Genomic DNA, 19657 nt, shown 5'->3' on the forward strand with positions numbered 1-19657 from the left:
GGCTTCTCATTAGTTGATAACTTTTGAGGAGCCTCTTTTTTATTTCTTGAAGTTATATAAAGGAATAGGCTCTTAAGTGAATTGACCTTCTGAATGAATATAGAAACGTTATAAATAGTAATATTTACGATTTGTTATTGACTACCTCTAAAAAAGGAGCTATATTAATAAACGGTAATTAAATAGTAATGTTTACGATTTATAAATAAACTAAAATAACGTTTTTCTTTTAGAGAGTTAAGAGCTGTCTTTTTTAGTAGGGGGTATTAAGTAAATTATATTTGTTATAGGAGATGTGGACATGTTAAACAAGTTTCTTGTGTTTATAATCGCTTGTATTTTAGTCTCAGGTTGTAGCAATCAACAGCAGAGTAGTAGTTCAGTGAAAGAGGATGTCTCAACTGCTAAATCTACAGAAGCAGAGGACAAGTCAGTTACATTATTGTTCAGTTTTGCCTCTAAAACGATTGACCCTCACCAAGATTGGATGGGTGTACGTGCGGGAATTGCAGAGACTTTAGTTAAAATTGATGAAAACCTTACTATCAAGCCGTGGCTAGCTGAATCCTGGGAACAAAAGGATGAAAGAACATGGACGTTTACATTGAGGGAGGGGATTACGTTTCATGATGGTACTCCAGTGAATGGAGAAGCGGTCAAAGCCTCATTTGAAAGAGTTTTAAGTGTAAATGATGTTATTAGCTCTAGCTTAAAAATAGAATCAATGGAAGCAAATGGTCAAGAAATTACATTTGTTACAAAGGAAGTATATCCAGCATTTATATCCGAACTTGTGCACACGAATGCTTCAATTACTAAGGTGGATGTAGAAAACATAAGTGAGCAACCTATTGGTACAGGGCCATTTAAAGTGGTAGATTTTATATCGGAATCGGAGATTAAGCTAGAGAAATATGCGGACTACTGGGATGGCGCTGCTAAACTTGATAGAGTAACGATTAAATTTAACTCTGATGGGAATGTGCGTGCGTTAGCTCTTCAATCTGGTGAAGCTGACCTTGCCTACCATTTACCACCTGAAGCACTAGACCCGATTGAAAGTAAGGACAACCTTCGGGTAGAGTCGGTGTCAAGCTTGCGAGTTCATTTTATCCTTTATAATTCAGCAAAGCCGGCTCTGCAAAATTTAAAGGTGCGAAAAGCATTAGACTTACTTGTGAATCGCCCTGTTATGGTAAATGAGATTATGAATGGCCATGCTACAGCTGCAAGTGGACCTTTTAATCCTTCTTTTCCATTTGCTTCAGAGCTTGAACCGGCTAGCTATGATCCAGCTCAAGCTGAAGTTTTATTAAAGGAAGCTGGTTATGAGAAAAACGAAGCTGGAAAACTTGAAAAAGACGGTAAAGTTCTTCAGTTAACACTTGCGACTTATCAAGGAAGACCTGAACTTCCTTTAATGGCTCAATATATACAGGCTGAAGCAGCAGGTTTAGGAATTGACATCAATATAGTAACAGTTGAAAACATTGATAGTTATCTATGGGAGCAACAAGACGAGTGGGATCTGGCAACGTACTCTAACTTAACGGCTCCAAGAGGCGATGGGGGATACTTCTTTAACGTTGCTTACTTGCCAGAAGGCTCTTTAAACCCTGGGCAAATCAACATTCCAGAGGTAAATGAACTAACGAAACAACTAAATGCAACAGCTGACTTGCAAGAACGAATTGCTTTACAAAAGAAAACGGTGGCTATCATTCAGGAGCAACTCCCGCAATCCTTTATTTTACATCCGCATATCATTGTCGGTGTAAATGAACGGGTAAAAAATTGGAGTCCAGGATCAGAGGAGTATTACTTGATTACAAATTCAATGGATGTTGAATAAGAAAGAATTGTGAAAGTGTCTTTGATACTTTCACTTTTCTTGTTTTTTTCAGTCAGTAGGAGGTACCTGGAATGAGAAGAATTTTGTCAATTGTTGCTTCAAGGCTTTTACAATTACTCATCATGGTTTCAGTCCTTTCTTTTGTGACTTTTGGGTTAATGAAATTCACACCAGGTGATCCAATTCGGGACCTGCTAAAGGTAGATGATGTTATTGCAACAAAAGCTGATGAGGAAAAGCTAAAGAAAGAGTATGGGTTTGATCAACCCATTCTCGTTCAATATGGACACTGGATTTTGAATGTTATGCAATTTGATTTAGGAGAATCTATTATTTCTAAACGCCCGGTAATGGAAATGATCCTTAGTAGATTGCCAGCGACCATTGCCTTAACGATAGGAGGCATGGTGGTGTTGTTTTTAATTGCCATTCCATTTGGAACACTAGGTGCTGCTTATGAAGCCCGTTGGCCTGATTTTATTAGCAGATGGCTGGCAATGTTAGGTGCTTCTATTCCTAGTTTTTGGCTTGGCTTACTATTGATCTACTTTTTTTCATTAAAACTTAATTTGTTACCTGTTATGGGGAAGGGAACGTTAGCCCATTTTGTATTACCTTCGATCACACTGGGGATTGCTATGGCACCGATGTATATTCGTCTATTACGTGAGCGTCTTATCTCTACATTACAAAGTTCATACATTGAGGCAGCCAGGGCAAGGGGATTAAGTAAAGAACGAATCTTATTCTTTCATGCCCTAAGAGGGAGTTTAATTCCGCTAATCACTATGTTTGGCTTAAGTATTGGAAGCCTATTAGGAGGAATTACAGTAATTGAAATACTCTTCTCATGGCCCGGAATGGGAGAACTTATCGTGAACTCAGTTAAACAACGTGATTATCCAGTTATACAAGGCTACATCCTCATTGTAGGTTTTTTAGTCGTCATTACCAATCTGATCGTCGATTTATTATACTTAGTTGTTAATCCTCAAATCAAACAAGGAAAGGAGTCTGTTTAGTGGTGCCAGTTTTAATGAAAGATATAACTTTTAAACTTCTCCGTGATCCTACTATGCGTACAGGTATTTTCCTTGCAGTGTTCTTAGTTGGCGGTACCGTCCTTGGTGGAATGCTTGTTCCACATGATCCTTTTCAAATAAATATGAATAATAGATTACAAGGGGCTTCTTTTGAACATTGGCTTGGCACGGATCAATTAGGTCGGGATGTCTTTTCGAGAATCGTTTACGGTGCGAAGTTAACCATCGGTCTCAGTATATTTGCCATCATGATAGCAGTGATTATCGGGGTGCCAATAGGTCTTTTTACGGGATTTATAGGTGGAAAAATAGATGCTTTCTTGATGAGAATTGTAGACGGCATATTGTCCTTTCCTGATTTCATTCTTGCTATTGCCATTGCTGGTATGCTTGGACCTAACTTAACCAATGTTATTTTAGCGATTGTTTTAGTGAGATGGATCGTATATGCAAGAGTTGTTCGTGGTTTGGTACTTGCTGAAAAAGAAAAGGAATATGTACTAGTTTCCAAGGTCTCGTTCTCTAGTACCTTTAAAACAATAAGGATGCATTTACTTCCGCAAGTTATACCAGATATTATTGTCATGGCTGCAATTGATGTGGGGAAGGTCATTCTACTCATCTCTGCGTTTTCCTATATTGGTATTGGAGCACAGCCACCTATTCCGGAATGGGGAGCTATGTTAAATGAAGGACGTACATACTTCCAGGTCGTACCTTCTCTTATGATTTATCCAGGTCTCGCCATAATGTTAATTGTTTTATGCTGTAACCTTCTAGGTGATGGTTTGAAGAACTATTTTGATATTCGCAAAAGGAGGGGGTAATGGTGAAAAATTCTTTGATTTCTATACAAGATTTGCGGATTACTAGTAAATCAGCTGAAAAGGTTTTAGTTAGCAATGTTAATTTAGAGATTGAAAAGGGAGAGATTGTCGGTCTTATTGGGGAAAGTGGAAGTGGGAAAAGTCTGACCGCGAGGGCTGTCATGAGGCTTGTTTCCCCTGATATGAAAGTTAGTGGAAAGATCTTATATAAAGGTACTGATCTGCTAACGACGACACCTAGGGAGCACCGACATATACTCGGACGTAAAATAGGTATGATTTTTCAAGATTACAGAGGCAGTTTTACTCCTTTTATTAAAATTGGAAATCAGATGATTGAAACGATTCGAACACATGATAAGATGTCTGGAAATGAAGCAAAAAACATCGCTCTTACGGTTCTAGAGGAAATGGGATTGGAATCAAGACGAGTTTATAATAGCTATTCATTCCAACTTAGTGGAGGACAGGTTCAGCGTGCAGCCATTGCGATGTCTCTAGCTTTAAAACCAGACTTAATAATTTGTGATGAAATGACGACGGCCTTAGACGTAATGAACAGTGAAAGGGTTTTACATTACATTGATTACATAAGACAAAATACAGGTTGCTCTATTTTAATGATTACACATGATTTAACATTAGCCTATAAGAGGACAGATCGCATATATGTCATGAGTCAAGGAGAAATTGTCGAAGAAGGTTTACCTGAACAAATTCGTTGCCATCATAAACATCCTTATACAAAAAAACTTTGTTCTTGCTTACTATCTCTCCCGGAAGCTGAATCATTACAACAGAAAAGAGTGTATTTAGTATGAGCTTGATCATTGAAGGTCTTTCAAAAAAGTACACGAAGGGTATTCAAGCGTTAAAGCATATTTCCCTGACGGTACCAGAAGGGGAATGTGTTGGTATAGTTGGAGAGAGTGGAAGCGGAAAGAGTACGTTAGCCCGTATTCTATTAGGATTGGAGTCCTATAAAGAAGGCATTATCACTTATAATGGTAAGCCAATTGTTCCCAAAAATCGTACATCGTTACGAGAATACCGGAAGAGTGTACAAATGATTTTTCAAGATACAACAAATACATTAAATCCTAAATTACCAATCTGGAAAAGCTTACTGGAACCATTGGATAATTATAAAGAAGCTTCACCTTCTTTTCTGGAACAGGGTCTTACCAAAATGGAAAAGGCTGAGCAGCTTTTAGAAATTGTTGGATTAGAAAAAGAAATGATAAATCGTTATCCGCATGAGTTAAGTGGGGGACAAAAGCAACGTGTTAGTATTGCTAGAGCAATTAGTCTTGCCCCTTCACTTTTGGTTTGTGATGAGCCCACTGCCAGCTTAGATGTAACCGTTCAAGTTCAAATCCTACAACTGCTTAAAGAACTTCAAAAGAAAACAAATATGACGATTCTTTTCATTTCACATGACATAAGAGCTGTTGCCTATTTATGTGGGCGAGTGATTGTTCTAAAAAACGGTGTAATGGTTGATGAGTTCAGAATAGGAGACATTTATCATAAGGAACGTCACCCTTATACAAAAGCTCTAATTCAAGCAGCTTCGTCAGAGTAAGTTTTGCATATAGCAGGAGGATTTTATGAAATTGGCAACAAAATCATTGACCTTAAATAACACTGCAACCTACAGTCATAGGGAGTATTTAACTTTGGCCATTCCACTCATCATATCAGGCATTTCAACACCTATTTTAGGGGCTGTTGATACAGCGGTAGTTGGAAGGATTCCTGACCCGGCCTTAATTGGCGGAGTTGCTGTAGGGGCCGTTATTTTTAATACGATGTACTGGCTGTTTGGATTCCTCCGAGTAAGTACAAGTGGATTTACTGCTCAGGCACAAGGAGCAAATAATCAAAATGAAATGGTACTTTCCTTTCTTAGGCCAATGATTTTAGGTATCTTGTTTGGCTCATTTTTTATCATTTTACAGAGTCCTATTTTAACCATTTCCTTATCATTAATTAGAGGAAGTGAAGCGGTATCATCGATTGCTTCCACCTACTTTTCTATTCGAATTTGGGGCGCGCCCTTTATTCTGCTAAGTTATGTAATTATTGGCTGGCTTATTGGAATGGGAAAGGTTCGCTTAGCTCTGGTTACTCAAATATGGATGAATGTCTTAAACATTATATTAGACTTTGTTTTTGTTTTAGGATTAGGAATGGGAGTTAAGGGCGTTGCTTATGCCACTCTTATAGCTGAGGTTAGCGCTGTTGTGTTAGGGGCATGGTTTTTATATATAACGAATAGAGAGAAACTAGCTGTTATAAAATTATCGATGTTGCTAGCAACAGAACCAATTCTAAAGATGGTGAAAATGAACAGGGATTTATTCCTGAGGACGGTATGTTTGCTTACGATGACCGTAATCTTTACTTCTACAGGTGCAAGTATGGGTGAAGTTACGTTAGCGGCCAATGCCATCTTACTACAAATTCACTATATTATAGCTTATTTATTTGGAGGTTTCGCGAATGCTTCTAGTATCTTGGTTGGCAGAGCTATAGGTGGAGCAAATTTGTTTCTCTATAAGCGTGCGTTTACTCTATCAGCTCAGTGGGGGGCTGCATCGGCAATTCTGTTAGGATTATGTGTTTATACTTATGGTGAAAGTATAATCAGCTTATTTACGACACTTACAGAAGTGAAAACGATGTCAGAGAACTTTCTTGTATGGATGATCGTGTTTCCAATCGTTGGTTTCTGGGGTTTGCAACTCGAAGGGATATTTTCTGGTGCCACGGAAGCAAAACCGATCAGGGATTCCATTGCTTTAGCATTAATTGTTTTTTTAATTATACTTTGGTTGTTTTTTCCTCAATATCAAAACCATGGATTATGGATAGCGTTCGTTGTATTTAGTTTATCACGTTCTTTCTTTTTATCGTTATTTGTTCCAAAATTAACTCGTGAAAAATTTGCTAACAAAAACTAAAATCTTTAAATTCTCGAAGGCATGGTGTAATAAGGGCGGCAGGCTTATGCATCAAGGGTTTCCGGGAACGGAAACCCCGCTTTCTAATCCTGGAGCCTTTCGTTTTATGTATAATATCCCAAAACCAAATAATTGGGTAAATAAAGTATATTAATTTTCACCTGACATTGTACGTACCCGACTAATAACATCGAGTTCTAATTTCTCCGTTTTTTCTCTCAATCTTCCGCCAATAAAAAACACATCAATTAACGCCCAAAATCCTAATCCCCCGAGAGTCAGTGTCATCGCAATCCCTCGTCCAATATCGCCCAGATAATAACGATGACCACCAATACCGCCGGTAAACAGCCATAACAGGTACATGACGCCTTTGCTTTTTTTACTTTTCTCCACTTCACTTTGTACAATTAACATCTGTTGGCTCGTCAAACTGCTTTTTAACATTACGTTATCCACAATATCTAGCCCCTCATTATTTCCCCATCGGCTGGAGTATTTACTAATTGTTTCTAGTTCTATAATTCTACAACAAAAGTTGTGATTTGACGACATTTATAAGAAAAAATACCCATCTGACACATTGAGAAGTTGAAGGAATTTGTTTTATTGCGTCGAAGTTTACAAGGTAATGTTTTGCAATCGGGGTCATTATACCCAGTTTACATCGGACGGAGGAGTTAGAAGTGAGTTTTTTTGATAAGTTGAAGACAGGGGTAACGGAAGCAGGCAATAAGGCTAAAGTTGCAGTCGAGCTGAATCGTTTGAAAATGCAGAACAGCACCAAGCAGAAAGAAATCGCACAACATTATGAGGAAATCGGCAAACAGGTATTTATGTCCGTAGCAGGCCGCTCGCCGGAATTTCAAGATGAGCAGATCAGACCGTTTATAGATCGTGTTCTTCAGCTGGAGGCGGAAATTCAAAGCAATCTACAGCAAATGAAAACGATCTCGGATGAGCAAGAGTGTGTGTGCGGCAAAACCGTGGCATTGGATACGCGCTTCTGCCCGCACTGCGGACATCAATTTGCAACAACGAATCAGGAGGTTTAAGTTCATGCAGCAATTTTCAGTCGTTTTACACGAAATGCGGAAGTGGTTTGAATCCTTTGGATGGTATCAGCTTCTGAGACAGTTCGAGATGCATCTATTATTTGGCGGTTTAGGGATCCTGGTATTCAGAAAGCTGTTGTATCTGCTGCTGCCATTCGGCGCATATGACACGCTGCAGCTTATTTTCTTCACGATTCCACTGTCTGCTATCGCGTATCACGCGTTTTTGATCGGCGCCTGGATGACATTGGTCTCACTGAAAAATTTCAAATACTTGCCTTATGCGTTTTGGGGATATGCCGCATACATTCTGTTTCCCTTCACGAGCATTTCGCTTAGTTCGTTAATTTCAGCCGGCGTATATGCTTTCCTGGGTTATGCGGTCTTTAAATACTCGGCATCTTCTTATGCAGCTGTTGAGAGGGCTTAATTTTAATGGAGTACATAGCAAGCGCCTCTTGCGGGGCGCTTTTCATTTTGAACATCCGGGAGGAAATAATTATACATGAATTGTCCATCATGCGGTGCCGCTGCACCCGGGAAATTCTGCACGCAGTGCGGGACAAGAATCGAACCGGAACAAAAGAAGCCACGCGAAATTCCCAATGAGCCACAGGAACCGGGATGTTCTGAGGATTCGAGGGTCTCAGCTGCAACAGAGGCTCCAATGAATGAGAGTGGGGCCGAACAGCCGGCCGCATTGCCGGAACATGCAGTTAACGAGGCGATGCCATCCAGCCACAATTTCAGCCGGTTCGCCCTCAGCTTTACATGCGCCTCAGCCGGTGCGGCAGCCCTGATTACCGCTTTTTCTGCATTCATCGGCTGGGCTGCCAGCCGCGGGCAGTTCTTTAACGATCTTGTGTACCATCTGTTAATGAACGTGCTGCGAATACCCCCCGAACAGGCTGCATTCTTCGCCGGCCGTATGAAACCTGATTTCTGGCTGCACCTGATGCTTCTTCATGGAGGGACAATCGAAGGGACTTACCGCATCGCGCAGCATCAAAGCGATCCCCAGAGTTTATCATTCAGCTTACATATCCCGCTCATTTTTTCCGTAGCGATATGGTTTGTGATCCTTTTCCTTTGCGGGCTGCTAATGCGGCCACTGGTCAAGCGTTATGCCGGCGGGCAATTGTTGCGGTTCGGATGGGCGGCAGGTTTCAGCGCCGTGTATAGTATCGTGATGACAATTATTCTGCTGCTTGCCCGGCCGGACAGCGAGTTTGTGTTCGGAAGGGACGAATATACGCTTGAGCTGAGCATGCCTGTTCTAAAGAGCTTTCTTCTGATTTTTCTGCTCTGCCTTGCCGCTGTGGCAGTCGGGTTAGGCAAATGGGCTTTTCTGAGTAATCGCATATGGGGAGCTTGGGCAGCAAGCATTCGCACATTCGTGCTGACCATCATCGGATTTTTTATTTTGATTGGTTCGTTAATGGCCGTCAGCTGGACGCTGTCGAATCAAAGCCATGTCTACAGCACGCAGATCACAACGATGGGATCCATCTGGAAAGCGTACAAGACCGATCCCGCCGTATACGCAGTGGTGCCGAATGTTCTGCTCCAGGAACAGATCTATTCACTCGGCGGAACCTGGCATATTAGCGGCCAGCCTGCAGCCGACCTGCTGGAGGTTCGAGCGCCGCTGCGATTAAGTTTATTTCATAGCGTGCGCGATCCGGCACCGGCCCATGACTCTGGGGAATTTACGTATGAAAGCGCCGGAGAACCAAGCGAGGGCGCTTGGAAGCAGGAGTTGGCAGATGATATCCGCTGGCAGTGGTACCACGTGGCGTTCCTGCTTGCATATTTATTCGCGTTAAGCCGAATTCAGCTCACTAGCGTCTGGATTTATGCGGCTACGGTAAGTGGAGTCATCATCCTTGCATCGCTCTTATCCGTTTATTTCAACATCAGCTTTACGGTCGGACAGTCACCTGGCGCATTCATCGGCTTCGAATGGAGTCAAGCGGTGCTGGCAGTCGGCTTAACCACCGTTGTGTTCCTTACACTCTCATATGCCGTACAGCTAATACTCGTGAAAAGGAGGGCTGCTGAATGACCCACAATGAATGGTTAATCGGAACGCTGATTACGTTCATCGTTGCAGCCGTCTGTCTGCTCGCGGTCATCGTAAGCGCGAAGTGGTACTTTCCGAGAACAGGGGTATTCAAGGTCGGCTCCCTTTTAGCGGCCGGTATGGCGATTGTGGGCTTGGCCTCCTTTAACATGCTGACGCAAAGCGGACAATCCGATATGCCGCGGCAGTCGGACAACGTTCATCTGTACAAGCAGCTCTATTGGCTGCAAAATGATACGCCGGAGTTTGCGCTATCCAAGGCGAAGCAAATGTGGGAGCATACGCCTTCGGCAGACAGCAAGCTGATATTAGGCTTGGCCTATATCAACGCGCGTCAGCCGGAAATGGGCGCCCCGATACTGACGGAACTAGCGGACGATTCACGTAAAGCCGCCTATATGTCGGTTTCTGAGCTTGATCTTCTGCTGCAGGATATCACTGCCGCAACCGCAGAAGACGTCGATTCCGCAGGCAGGGCCGAATACGAACGAATCGCGGCAGGTGCAGCCGATATGCTGCGGGAGCGGATAAGGAGCGATGTTAATGACCAGCAGGAGAGAGAGATCCTTACGCTGGCACAGCTTGATCCCGATCGTATCGATTATATTTACAAAGCTGCCCATGACGGCGAATATGATGCGGGTGCAGCGCAAGCTGAGATTGACAGCTTGTACCGGGAGGCGGTCAGCGGGCCCCCGGATGATCCGTCATTCAAAGTGGAGCTGGCAAAAACTGCGGTTTACATGGGTGATTCCGGCCATGCAGGGCAGCTGCTTACAGATGTCCTCAGGCAGTATCCGGATGCGGAGGAGCCGTCCATGCTGCTCGGAGAGCTTCTGCTCAGCGGGGCTGGAGTCATAGAGGAAGAACGGCTGCAGCTGCTTCCGGCTTATCAGGAGGCGAAGCTGCGGCACCGTCAGGAGCAGAAGCGGCTGCTGCAGGACTGGTCGAACGAGGTGAGGCCTGGAGATGAACAGGCGGCACGAATCGTGCAAAATCGCCTGAACGAAATCCAGTCGATACTGGATCTGGAGCCGCATCTCGCCTATGCGCTGCTAAAACCACTGGAGGCGCGAAGCGATAATCCGCAGGTCGAATTTCTGATGGCGGAATACTACTTTCAAATGCACGAGATAGATAAGTCAGCCGACTATATTCATCAGATTGCCGAACATCCGTCTAATCTGACGGTGCCGCAGCAATATTATGTCCAATCGCTGCGGTCTTTGCCGGATGCTGGACAGATGTCGCTTGCAGAGCTGCAGGAACGTAATGAACTGACGAATGAAGTCTATCGCAGCTTCAAGACAATGAACGGAAAGAGGCTCACTGAAGCAGAACCGACGGATCAGGAGAGGAGCTTCGCCGTTCATCTGAGCAACCAGCTGATTCACTTGAACAAATCGCGCATCCGCATTTCCTCTATACAGGCAGCAGAGAATGGCCAGGTGGAGCTTTATGTGACAACGGACAATGTAGACGAGCTGACGAAGTCAACGCTGAAGATTAGGGACAATGCGACGGATATTAAAGATTTTAGCATCGAAAAGATAAGCGAAGCGTCCCACTATAAGCGGAATATCGTGATGATCATCGACCGCAGCGGTTCGATGGACGGAGAACGGATCGATGCGGCAAGATTGGCTGTCCAGAACTTTGTTCACGATCTGCGCGAGAATGAGCGGATTGGCGTCATCGCCTTCTCGGACGGAAGCTTTGTCTTGAATCCTATTACCTCCAACCTCCCCCCGGTCATGGAAGCGGTCGGAGAAATTTCCGCCGGCGGCGGCACGAACATTGCCGAGGCATTAAATTCCGGGATGGAGTTGATCGGACGGGAATCCGGCGAGCGTGTGCTGTTTATCCTGTCAGACGGAGAGGATGACAATTTCTCGCTGCCGGAAACCCGCGCGGGCATCATTCAGCGGGCCAATGAAGAAGGGGTCACCGTCTTTGCGGTCGGCTTCGGGGCGGGATATGAGACGCTCCGGGATGTCGCCGAGGCGACAGGAGGGAAGTATCTTGCAGCTGCAGGCCTGGATGATCTGATGATCAGCTTTGCCGAGATAAAAGCCACCCTGGAGAGGTCTTACAAAATATCCTACACGCTGGATCCGATGGAGGAAGGCGTTCATCGGGTCGGCCTGACGGGGCCGAATGATACAAAGGCCTCCAAAACCTATACGATTGGCATGGATGCCGATGCGGCTGGAAGCGGCCCGCTGGTGGGCGATGGTGCGACAGTTGAAGCCGATTGGATTGATTTTGCGATCAATCAGACGATACCTAATCGTATTACCGCTTCAGCGCTCGGGACCACAAATGTGCAAATTCTGGGCATCGGCTTCGGCAGCGTGGAGAAGGTCGCGTTCAATAACGAGGATATCCGCTTCAACCGGGTCAGTGACACCAGGCTGGATATTACGGTTCGGAACAACCTTGCGCTGGGCATTCATAAAATCAAATTGATCGCGAAGGACCAGCGGGAGCTTGAATACAATCTGTCGGTAGCCAAGTCAGGCGACCAGGAGTACCGGGCATTCGGAGATGCAAGAGTGTATGCCGATTTCATCAAGGACGAACCCGGAACAGCCCATTTCATGGGCAATACGTCTGTCGACCGTTTCCTGTATGATGCGAGGGGAGAGATGAAGCTCGAAGGCGGACGCGTCTTGACGTTCAGCGGTTTGCTCGCGAACGTCGACAAGACGAAGATCGGCATCGCGCCTGCTGCAGCGGTCGGTGCCAGCAATCTGAAGGAGCGGTTTTTGCCGGACAATATTACGATGGAGGTCCAAAATAACCAAAAGACCTTCCAGATTACACGCAGCAATGCCGCTAGGGACATTTTGGATAAAGCCACGCTCGGGAAATTCGGCCTGGAGGTTTACCTGGCGCCTAATCTGACGTATGAAGCGAAATACAAGGGTGACGGCGGAACCTTGAAGTCCAAAGCGGGGATAAAAGGCTTCTCGTTCTTGGGCGATTTGAAATCGCCTCACATCGATCGGTGGATGCAAACCGTAAAGTTCCTGCCGTCGGATGCAAATCTGGAGATTGGCTACGAAACGGATAACATTACAGTCAGCGGTGAGGTTGGCGCTGCGCTTCAGCTGGGCTCATTACTGGAGACCGGAGGAACGAAGCTGTCCGCAGCTTATGAGCATAAAACCGGAAAGTTCGATTTGGGAATGGAGATCGAGGATTTTAAGGGGACGATTCGCGCCTTTTCATTTGATGTCACATCGGATGCCGGAGCCCTCATCAATAAATTCGGCTTGAAGCTGGGTTGGCAGGGAAGCATCCTGCCTAGAGCGGGAGAAGTGCTGGTCGGCAGCCCGAGAGGTGTGCCTCTGGGCACCACAGGCTTGACCGCTCGTGCCGTTAAGGTCGGAATTGACGGAAGAGAGGGCTTTGGCGGCGTGCTCGGCACAGAGGTCGGAACGGCAGTCGACGGACCGTTCCAGAAAGCGATCGAATGGGTGAACAAGCTGCCGCTTGTCGATATGGACCCTAATTCAGCTTGTGTATTATGCGTAGAAGGCGAAGCGGGAGTGAAAAGTCTGGGGACAGAGGAATGGTCGGTTAATGGGGCGATGACGCTAAAGGTGATCGGATTCGAACTAAGTAAGAGAACGGCGTATATCGATGCTAACGAAATCAGCGCAGGTACTTTCATCGAGCCGATCAACTTTGACGGGAATACGAGGCTGCTGTGGCATGATTACAACTACGGCGGCGACCTGACGATTACTTACCGAGGCTCTCTGAACGTAATGGAGCTTACTGGGGATATGGCGTTGTTTCTAAATGCTTCCCGTTTTGATCAATCCTACCTCATTATGGAAGCGGAGGCATGGATGTTCGAGCCTCATATTCATTTGGGCGCCGATCCTGCAGTATACCGCTAAGGAGTGATTCTTAAGGATGAGAACTAGCTATAGCTGCAGCGCGTATGAGTGGGAATTCGCCCGCCTTTTTTCCGCAGTCGGCCGTGCCGACCGCGGATACAGGAATATGCCGTATATCGGCTGCCTGGCGGTTCCCGCGATCGCGATTACAATGTTTATCCTCTACTATCTGTTGCAAGCGGTACTTCCTCGTTCCGCGGAGCAGGACATCATGTGGCTGAAGGACTGGGCCATTACAGCCGGTCTGGTCGTCGGGGGAGTTATATTTATCCGGTCCGTCAATACCCCGGGACGACACAGGAAATACCCGGACACGGCTGTACGTGTTCCGCTTGTTGTAACGGATGCCGGGGGGATCGCCGTCAATTTGTTTAACAATTTAGATGCCAGGATACTTCCCTATATCAAATGGTCCAGTGTGGAGCATGTGCTGATCGATGTGACCAAGGCCAATAATCATTACGTCGGGGGAAGAGTCTTTGCGTTCCGCAAGGAGCTTCGGTTTGATGAGATCAAGCGCCGTCTCCCGGATTTTACCGAGACGGTCAAGGAAATTTATGACGACCGGTTTACGCTGCTGTTGAATATCGGAAAAGGCATCAACACCCGGACATTGAAATATGCCATCATCCAGATTCCCGTGAGCTGGCTGTACGACGGACAGTTCGCCGCGCTGCTGGGAGACATCAGGTCCAATGTACAAGCACCGATTAAGTACTATGATCAACATGCGGAGCGCTCCTTCAGCTCATGGGCCGATACTTATTTATAACAACTTCGAGAGGAATGAACGCATTGCGCAAAGGCCCTTACCTACTGGCGTTATGGCTTGCTGTTTTCATGTTTTCCGTCCTGCCGGCAAACGCGGAGCCTGCGATTAAAACCGAAACCCTGCGGCTGGATGAGAAGCAGTTCAATGTTCAGTTCATTGTAACGGGAGAAGCCTCGGAGCCGTTTGAAGTGGAGCTGGAAATGCCGGGCGGAACGCGGTATACACATGATCAATTTGACGGCAAGAAAGTGCTGTATCTTGATATGGAGGGAGAGCGCCGCTGGCTGATCAATGAAGCGCCGGCCGGCGAATATAAGCTGCATATCTCAGGTACAGAGCAAGCCTATCGAGTCACCATAAAGAAGGAATTACGACGGCCGGACACGGCTTGGGTATCGCCATTGGGCACCGAATTGACCGCTGCGAACGAGCCGATTCAACTGGCGTGGAGAAGCCAGGGAGACTACGATGCGAATGATAGAATCCGGTTCTTCCTAAGGCCGGCCGGCGGATGGCAGAATATGCTGATCGGAGAAGCGCAGCTGGGAGATGGAGCGGCGTCATTATATTTGCCGGGCACGCTTGCAGATGGGGAATATGAGCTGTTCATCATAGCCGATAACAAAACGCCGGATGGGCAGCACATTGAGCCGGATGTGACGCTGCATGTACAGCGTGGAGTCAGCTATGACGGCATTCGAGCTGTACATGCGATCCCGCGTGGGGATGCCATTGAGCTTGAATTTGAATTTCCCCGCGACCTCGAATGGACGGTCATTACAGCTTCTTTTACTGACGGCACGGGCAGCACGTTCTTAAAGCATGCCGGCAGGCAGGAGCTTTCGGAGATTGAACAGACGGAGCGGACGGATATGCAGGTGCTCCGCTGGTTGTTACCGCTGAATGCCGGTGCATACAAAGGATCATTTCAGGTTGTATTCGGCGACTATACGATGAGCCCGGTGATGGACATCCCTTCCTTTGAGCTAAAGATGCGGGATTGGAGCAAGGATGAGGTCAAGTGGTCGATTGAAACGGAGAAGACGAATGCCCGGCAGCTCCAGGTGATATTGAAGCTTCAAGCAAAAACCCATGTGCAAATCGTGAACGGCTCGAGCGGAATCTTGTTCGACCAAGCCGTTGCTGGCGGCGAAGAGGCGGAGGAGCAGATTGTCTCCGTGCCGCTTGCCGAGGGTGACCAAATTATTGAGGTGCTGCTTGCCGATCAGGGCGGGGCGGTCAAACTATATTCCAAACGGTATTTGGTCGATTACACCCCGCCAAGATTAACGATGATCCAGCCGCTCTCGACACACGAACGATTGGAAGGCGGATTAGCCAGCGGGTTTGCGGATCTAGACAGCATCATTATCCACAACGGCAATGAAATTACGCCCGACGCTAGTGGGTATTTCAGTATCGAGGGCGTAGGCGATTCATTAGAAATCTCTGTCCGCGACAGCCATGGGAATGAAACGAGCTATTCCTGGCAGGCCGCCGGCGGCGGATGGAGCAAAGCGCTGATTGTAATTATCGTCATCAACCTGCTGCTGGTGGGCGGGACAGTTACGGTAATCTTGATTATCCGCAAGAAAAATTTGAAACAGCCATAAAGGAATAAACAACCATGTAAAAAGCTTCTCATCCGTTCCACTGGAACAGGTGAGAAGCTTTTATTTCAGCTATTGACCGGAATTTGCATAGACTTGTTGTAAATTCCCTTAAGCAGCTGCTTCGGCTTGTCCGCCAGGGAAGTGCTGGAGAATACAATTTCATCGGCTCCGATTACCGTTATTTCTTGACCGCCGCCGATGACGGCGCCGTCTTCGATAATCGTGCCTTCCCCGATAATGGCGCGTGTAATCTTTACATTTCTTCCGATTTTCACATTTGGCATGATAATACTCTCGTTAATTTCGCTGCCCCGTCCGACCTGCACGTTGCTAAACAGAACAGACCGGTTCAGATCGCCTTCTACAGCACATCGGTGATGCATCAGTGACTGGCTTATATCAGCAAAAGGAGAACAATAAGAGGCAAACCGCGTGTCATTATCCGAAGTATACATCGGCCATTCGGGCCGCTCCAACGAAATTTGGCCATCCAGCAAATCCATATGCGCTTCCCACAGGCTCTCGACCGTGCCTACATCACGCCAATATCCGTCGAACGGACAAGCATAAATATTGGAGCAGGTTTGCAGTATGCGTGGTATAATATCCTTACCGAAGTCATGGCTTGACTTCGAATTCTTCGCATCTTCTTCCAGATAGGCCTTCAAGAAAGACCAACGGAACAGATAAACGCCCATTGAGGCTAAATTACTCACCGGCTTGTCCGGTTTTTCCACAAATTCAATCACCCGCATCTCGGGGTCAGTATTCATGATGCCGAATCGGGAAGCTTCCTTCCAAGGCACCCGGTTCACCGAGATTGTCGCTTCCGCTCCTCTGGATTTATGAAAATCGAGCATTGCCTGATAATCCATCTGATAGATATGGTCGCCAGATAGAATAAGTACATGCTCAGGATTGAGCCGATCGATAAAATCTCTATTTTGATAGATTGCATCTGCCGTTCCGCAATATCCTTTTGTCCCAAGCTCAGAAGAAGGCAGCAGTGTAACCTTTTCGCTGTCAGCTTCATTGTCCGTCCAAGCTTTTCCGTCCTGGATATGGGTTTCCAGCGATTCGGACATATATTGTGTCAATACACCAATGGAGTGAATTCCAGAATTTTTACAGTTACTAAGTGGGAAGTCTACGATTCGATAGCTCCCGCCAAAAGGGACAGCAGGCTTCGCAACTTTACTCGTTAATGGGGCTAGTCTTTTTCCTTCTCCTCCTGCCAATACCATTGCAACACATTCATTCGGTCTCATAATGTCCCTCCCGCATTCTGTTCGTAAGCTCTATTTAAACTTCAAAGCTCAGGACGAAACACAATAAAAGGAAAAAACAAACAGAAAACTGCTGACGTAGTCTTTGGCGGCGGGAGATCTGTTTGCGGTGAATTCTAAGCTTGTATAAGTGTGAAACTTATGCTTTTTTAGAATTTTAAAAAGGAAAACATTCCTTTTCTGTAGAATAATGAAAATATATTTGTGAATCTATGAAAGCTTTCTTTACATCGAACCTTACATCGAAATATGGACATACAAAAATGTGAACATACAAATTGGTGAAAAATGCTTCAAAAGGAGGGTGATGAGGTAATGATGGCTAAAAACACAATAGTGGGTGGGAATTTGGAATCAACAGTATTTCGTCCGGAGGACCTTTATTTATTTCATGAAGGCACGTTGTATCAGAGCTACAAGATCATGGGAGCGCAGCCTGAGATTCATTCGGGCAAAAAAGGAGTGCGTTTTACGGTCTGGGCACCGAACGCGAGAGAAGTAAGGCTGGCATCCGATTTTAACGGATGGGACGGCCGGCATCATCCCCTTGAACAAATAAACAGGTCCGGGTTATGGACACTGTTTATGGAAGGTTTAGCCGAAGGGACATTATATAAATATGAGATTATTACCGCAGAAGGCGAAAAGCTGTTGAAGGCTGATCCTTACGCCTTTCAGGCAGAAGTGCGTCCGCGCACCGCATCGGTTGTCCGATTTCTGGAGGGTTACCGCTGGAGTGACCGCAAATGGCAGAAACGGCTCCGTCCGGTATATGACCGGCCGTTAAATATTTATGAAGTGCATCTGGGCACCTGGCGGCAGAAGAAAGACGGTACTCTGCTCACCTACCGGGAGCTGGCAGAGGAGCTGCTCGATTATGTGCAGGACATGGGGTACACGCATATTGAACTGATGCCATTAACCGAGCATCCTTATGACTTATCATGGGGCTATCAGGCGACGGGGTATTACGCGGTCACGAGCCGGTTCGGCTCACCGCATGATTTTATGTATTTTGTGGACGAGTGTCACCGGAGGGAGATCGGCGTTATTCTCGATTGGGTGCCGGCTCATTTTGCCAAGGATGCGCATGGTCTGCGCAGGTTCGACGGTTCCGCGTTGTTTGAGCATGAGGACGCGTTAATTGCCGAGAAGCCGGGGTGGGGAACGCTCGGGTTCGATTACAGCAAGCCGGAGGTCTGCTCCTTCCTTATCTCGAATGCGTTATTCTGGCTTGATGTTTATCATATCGACGGGCTGCGGATCGATGCGGTGACGAGCATGCTGCTGCGCGATTTCGAGAAGCAGCAGTGGCGTCCGAATAAGGATGGGGGCAAAGAGGATCTCGAAGCGATTGCCTTCATCAAGAAGCTGAACGAAACGGTATTTGAATTCTATCCCAATGCGTTGATGATGGCGGAGGAATCCAGTGCCTGGGCTCAGGTAACGGGCCCTACGGATCAAGGCGGGCTTGGGTTTAATTATAAGTGGAATATGGGATGGATGAACGATACGCTCAAATATTTCGAGCTGGATCCGATCTATAGGGCGGCCAACCAGTCGCTGTTAACATTTCCGATCGCCTATGCCTATGAGGAGAATTTCTGTCTGCCGCTGTCTCATGATGAGGTCGTGCATGGGAAAAAGTCGCTATTGAACAAAATGCCTGGTACATATGAGCAAAAGTTTGCCGGCCTTCGAGCGCTGCTGGGCTATTGGATGTCCTTTCCCGGCAAGAAGCTGTTGTTCATGGGCGGAGAGTTCGGACAGTTTATCGAGTGGAAGGACACCGAGCAGCTCGATTGGCTGCTGCTGGATTATGAGATGCATCGCAAGCTGCAGTCATTCAGCCGCAAGCTGAACCATCTGTATATACAGGAAAAGTCGCTCTGGCAGCTAGATCATACCCTCGATGGCTATCAATGGATTGATCATCAGGATCATTTGCAAAATATTATTGTCTACATGAGAAAAGGCAAGCGCAAAGGGGAGCAGATCATCGTCATCTGCAACTTCGCGCCGGTGCAGCGGGATGGTTACCGGATCGGTGTGCCGAGCTCGGGGAGTTATGAAATGCTGCTTAACAGTGATGATCCTGCCTTTGGCGGCGAGGGCGTGCTTGGCGAGGCATCGTTGGAGATAGAGAAGGTCCCATGGCACGGCCACAAACACAGCTTGGAGCTGACTCTTCCTCCGATGAGCGTCATCTGGCTCAAAAAGGGGAAGAAGGCAAAAAAATAAATAGATAA

At 46.3% G+C, this 19657-nt stretch carries 15 protein-coding genes; 13 read left to right on the forward strand and 2 right to left on the reverse strand.

Annotated features, from left to right (window positions below; genetic code table 11):
- The first annotated feature begins 301 nt into the window (after nt 1-301).
- The 6 genes from nikA (at nt 302) to IEW11_RS13615 (ending at nt 6688) form a co-directional block, all read left to right on the forward strand.
- A complete protein-coding gene (gene nikA, locus IEW11_RS13590; RefSeq protein WP_188531593.1) occupies nt 302-1852 on the forward strand; it encodes a nickel ABC transporter substrate-binding protein in 1551 nt (516 codons plus the stop codon).
- Nucleotides 1853-1923: 71 nt separating this feature from the next.
- Entirely contained in the window at nt 1924-2874 is a 951-nt protein-coding gene (nikB, locus tag IEW11_RS13595; protein ID WP_188531594.1) for a nickel ABC transporter permease, read from the forward strand.
- Nucleotides 2874-3722, forward strand: a complete 849-nt coding sequence (gene nikC / locus IEW11_RS13600) for a nickel transporter permease (protein ID WP_229725263.1) — start codon at nt 2874-2876, stop codon at nt 3720-3722. The genes nikB and nikC overlap by 1 nt, the downstream gene beginning before the upstream one ends.
- A complete protein-coding gene (locus IEW11_RS13605) occupies nt 3722-4543 on the forward strand; it encodes an ABC transporter ATP-binding protein (protein ID WP_229725265.1) in 822 nt (273 codons plus the stop codon). The genes nikC and IEW11_RS13605 overlap by 1 nt, the downstream gene beginning before the upstream one ends.
- Nucleotides 4540-5307: an ABC transporter ATP-binding protein gene (locus IEW11_RS13610; protein WP_188531596.1), complete on the forward strand. Its 768-nt coding sequence runs from the start codon at nt 4540-4542 to the stop codon at nt 5305-5307. Before IEW11_RS13605 ends, IEW11_RS13610 begins: the two co-directional genes overlap by 4 nt.
- Before the next feature lie 25 nt (nt 5308-5332).
- Complete coding sequence (locus tag IEW11_RS13615; RefSeq protein WP_188531597.1) at nt 5333-6688, forward strand: MATE family efflux transporter; 1356 nt, start codon at nt 5333-5335, stop codon at nt 6686-6688.
- A 150-nt stretch (nt 6689-6838) separates the two neighbouring features.
- On the opposite strand, the gene IEW11_RS13620 is transcribed toward IEW11_RS13615, so the two are convergent.
- On the reverse strand, nt 6839-7147 hold the full coding sequence (locus tag IEW11_RS13620) for a TM2 domain-containing protein (RefSeq protein ID WP_188531598.1): 309 nt from the start codon (nt 7145-7147) through the stop codon (nt 6839-6841).
- 227 nt (nt 7148-7374) lie between these two features.
- Here IEW11_RS13620 and IEW11_RS13625 point away from each other — a divergent pair, with 227 nt between their 5' ends.
- The 6 genes from IEW11_RS13625 to IEW11_RS13650 all read left to right on the forward strand — a co-directional run bounded on the left by IEW11_RS13625 (nt 7375) and on the right by IEW11_RS13650 (nt 16122).
- The gene (locus tag IEW11_RS13625) at nt 7375-7743 is read left to right on the forward strand and encodes a zinc ribbon domain-containing protein (RefSeq protein ID WP_188531599.1); all 369 of its coding nucleotides are present in this window, start codon (nt 7375-7377) and stop codon (nt 7741-7743) included.
- 4 nt (nt 7744-7747) lie between these two features.
- A complete protein-coding gene (locus tag IEW11_RS13630) occupies nt 7748-8173 on the forward strand; it encodes a hypothetical protein (protein WP_188531600.1) in 426 nt (141 codons plus the stop codon).
- A gap of 237 nt (nt 8174-8410) precedes the next feature.
- Entirely contained in the window at nt 8411-9808 is a 1398-nt protein-coding gene (locus tag IEW11_RS13635) for a hypothetical protein (RefSeq protein ID WP_188531601.1), read from the forward strand.
- The gene (locus IEW11_RS13640; RefSeq protein ID WP_188531602.1) at nt 9805-13737 is read left to right on the forward strand and encodes a vWA domain-containing protein; all 3933 of its coding nucleotides are present in this window, start codon (nt 9805-9807) and stop codon (nt 13735-13737) included. Before IEW11_RS13635 ends, IEW11_RS13640 begins: the two co-directional genes overlap by 4 nt.
- A gap of 16 nt (nt 13738-13753) precedes the next feature.
- Nucleotides 13754-14509 (forward strand): hypothetical protein, encoded by a 756-nt coding sequence (locus IEW11_RS13645; protein ID WP_188531603.1) that lies wholly within the window; start codon nt 13754-13756, stop codon nt 14507-14509.
- Nucleotides 14510-14523: 14 nt separating this feature from the next.
- On the forward strand, nt 14524-16122 hold the full coding sequence (locus IEW11_RS13650) for a hypothetical protein (protein WP_188531604.1): 1599 nt from the start codon (nt 14524-14526) through the stop codon (nt 16120-16122).
- A gap of 65 nt (nt 16123-16187) precedes the next feature.
- Here IEW11_RS13650 and IEW11_RS13655 read toward each other — a convergent pair whose 3' ends face one another.
- The gene (locus IEW11_RS13655; RefSeq protein ID WP_308422737.1) at nt 16188-17390 is read right to left on the reverse strand and encodes a glucose-1-phosphate adenylyltransferase; all 1203 of its coding nucleotides are present in this window, start codon (nt 17388-17390) and stop codon (nt 16188-16190) included.
- A 333-nt stretch (nt 17391-17723) separates the two neighbouring features.
- Here IEW11_RS13655 and glgB point away from each other — a divergent pair, with 333 nt between their 5' ends.
- Nucleotides 17724-19649: a 1,4-alpha-glucan branching protein GlgB gene (gene glgB, locus IEW11_RS13660; protein ID WP_229725267.1), complete on the forward strand. Its 1926-nt coding sequence runs from the start codon at nt 17724-17726 to the stop codon at nt 19647-19649.
- The last annotated feature ends 8 nt before the right edge of the window (nt 19650-19657 follow it).

The organism is Paenibacillus abyssi, assembly GCF_014640295.1.
Lineage (GTDB): Bacteria > Bacillota > Bacilli > Paenibacillales > Paenibacillaceae > Paenibacillus_D > Paenibacillus_D abyssi.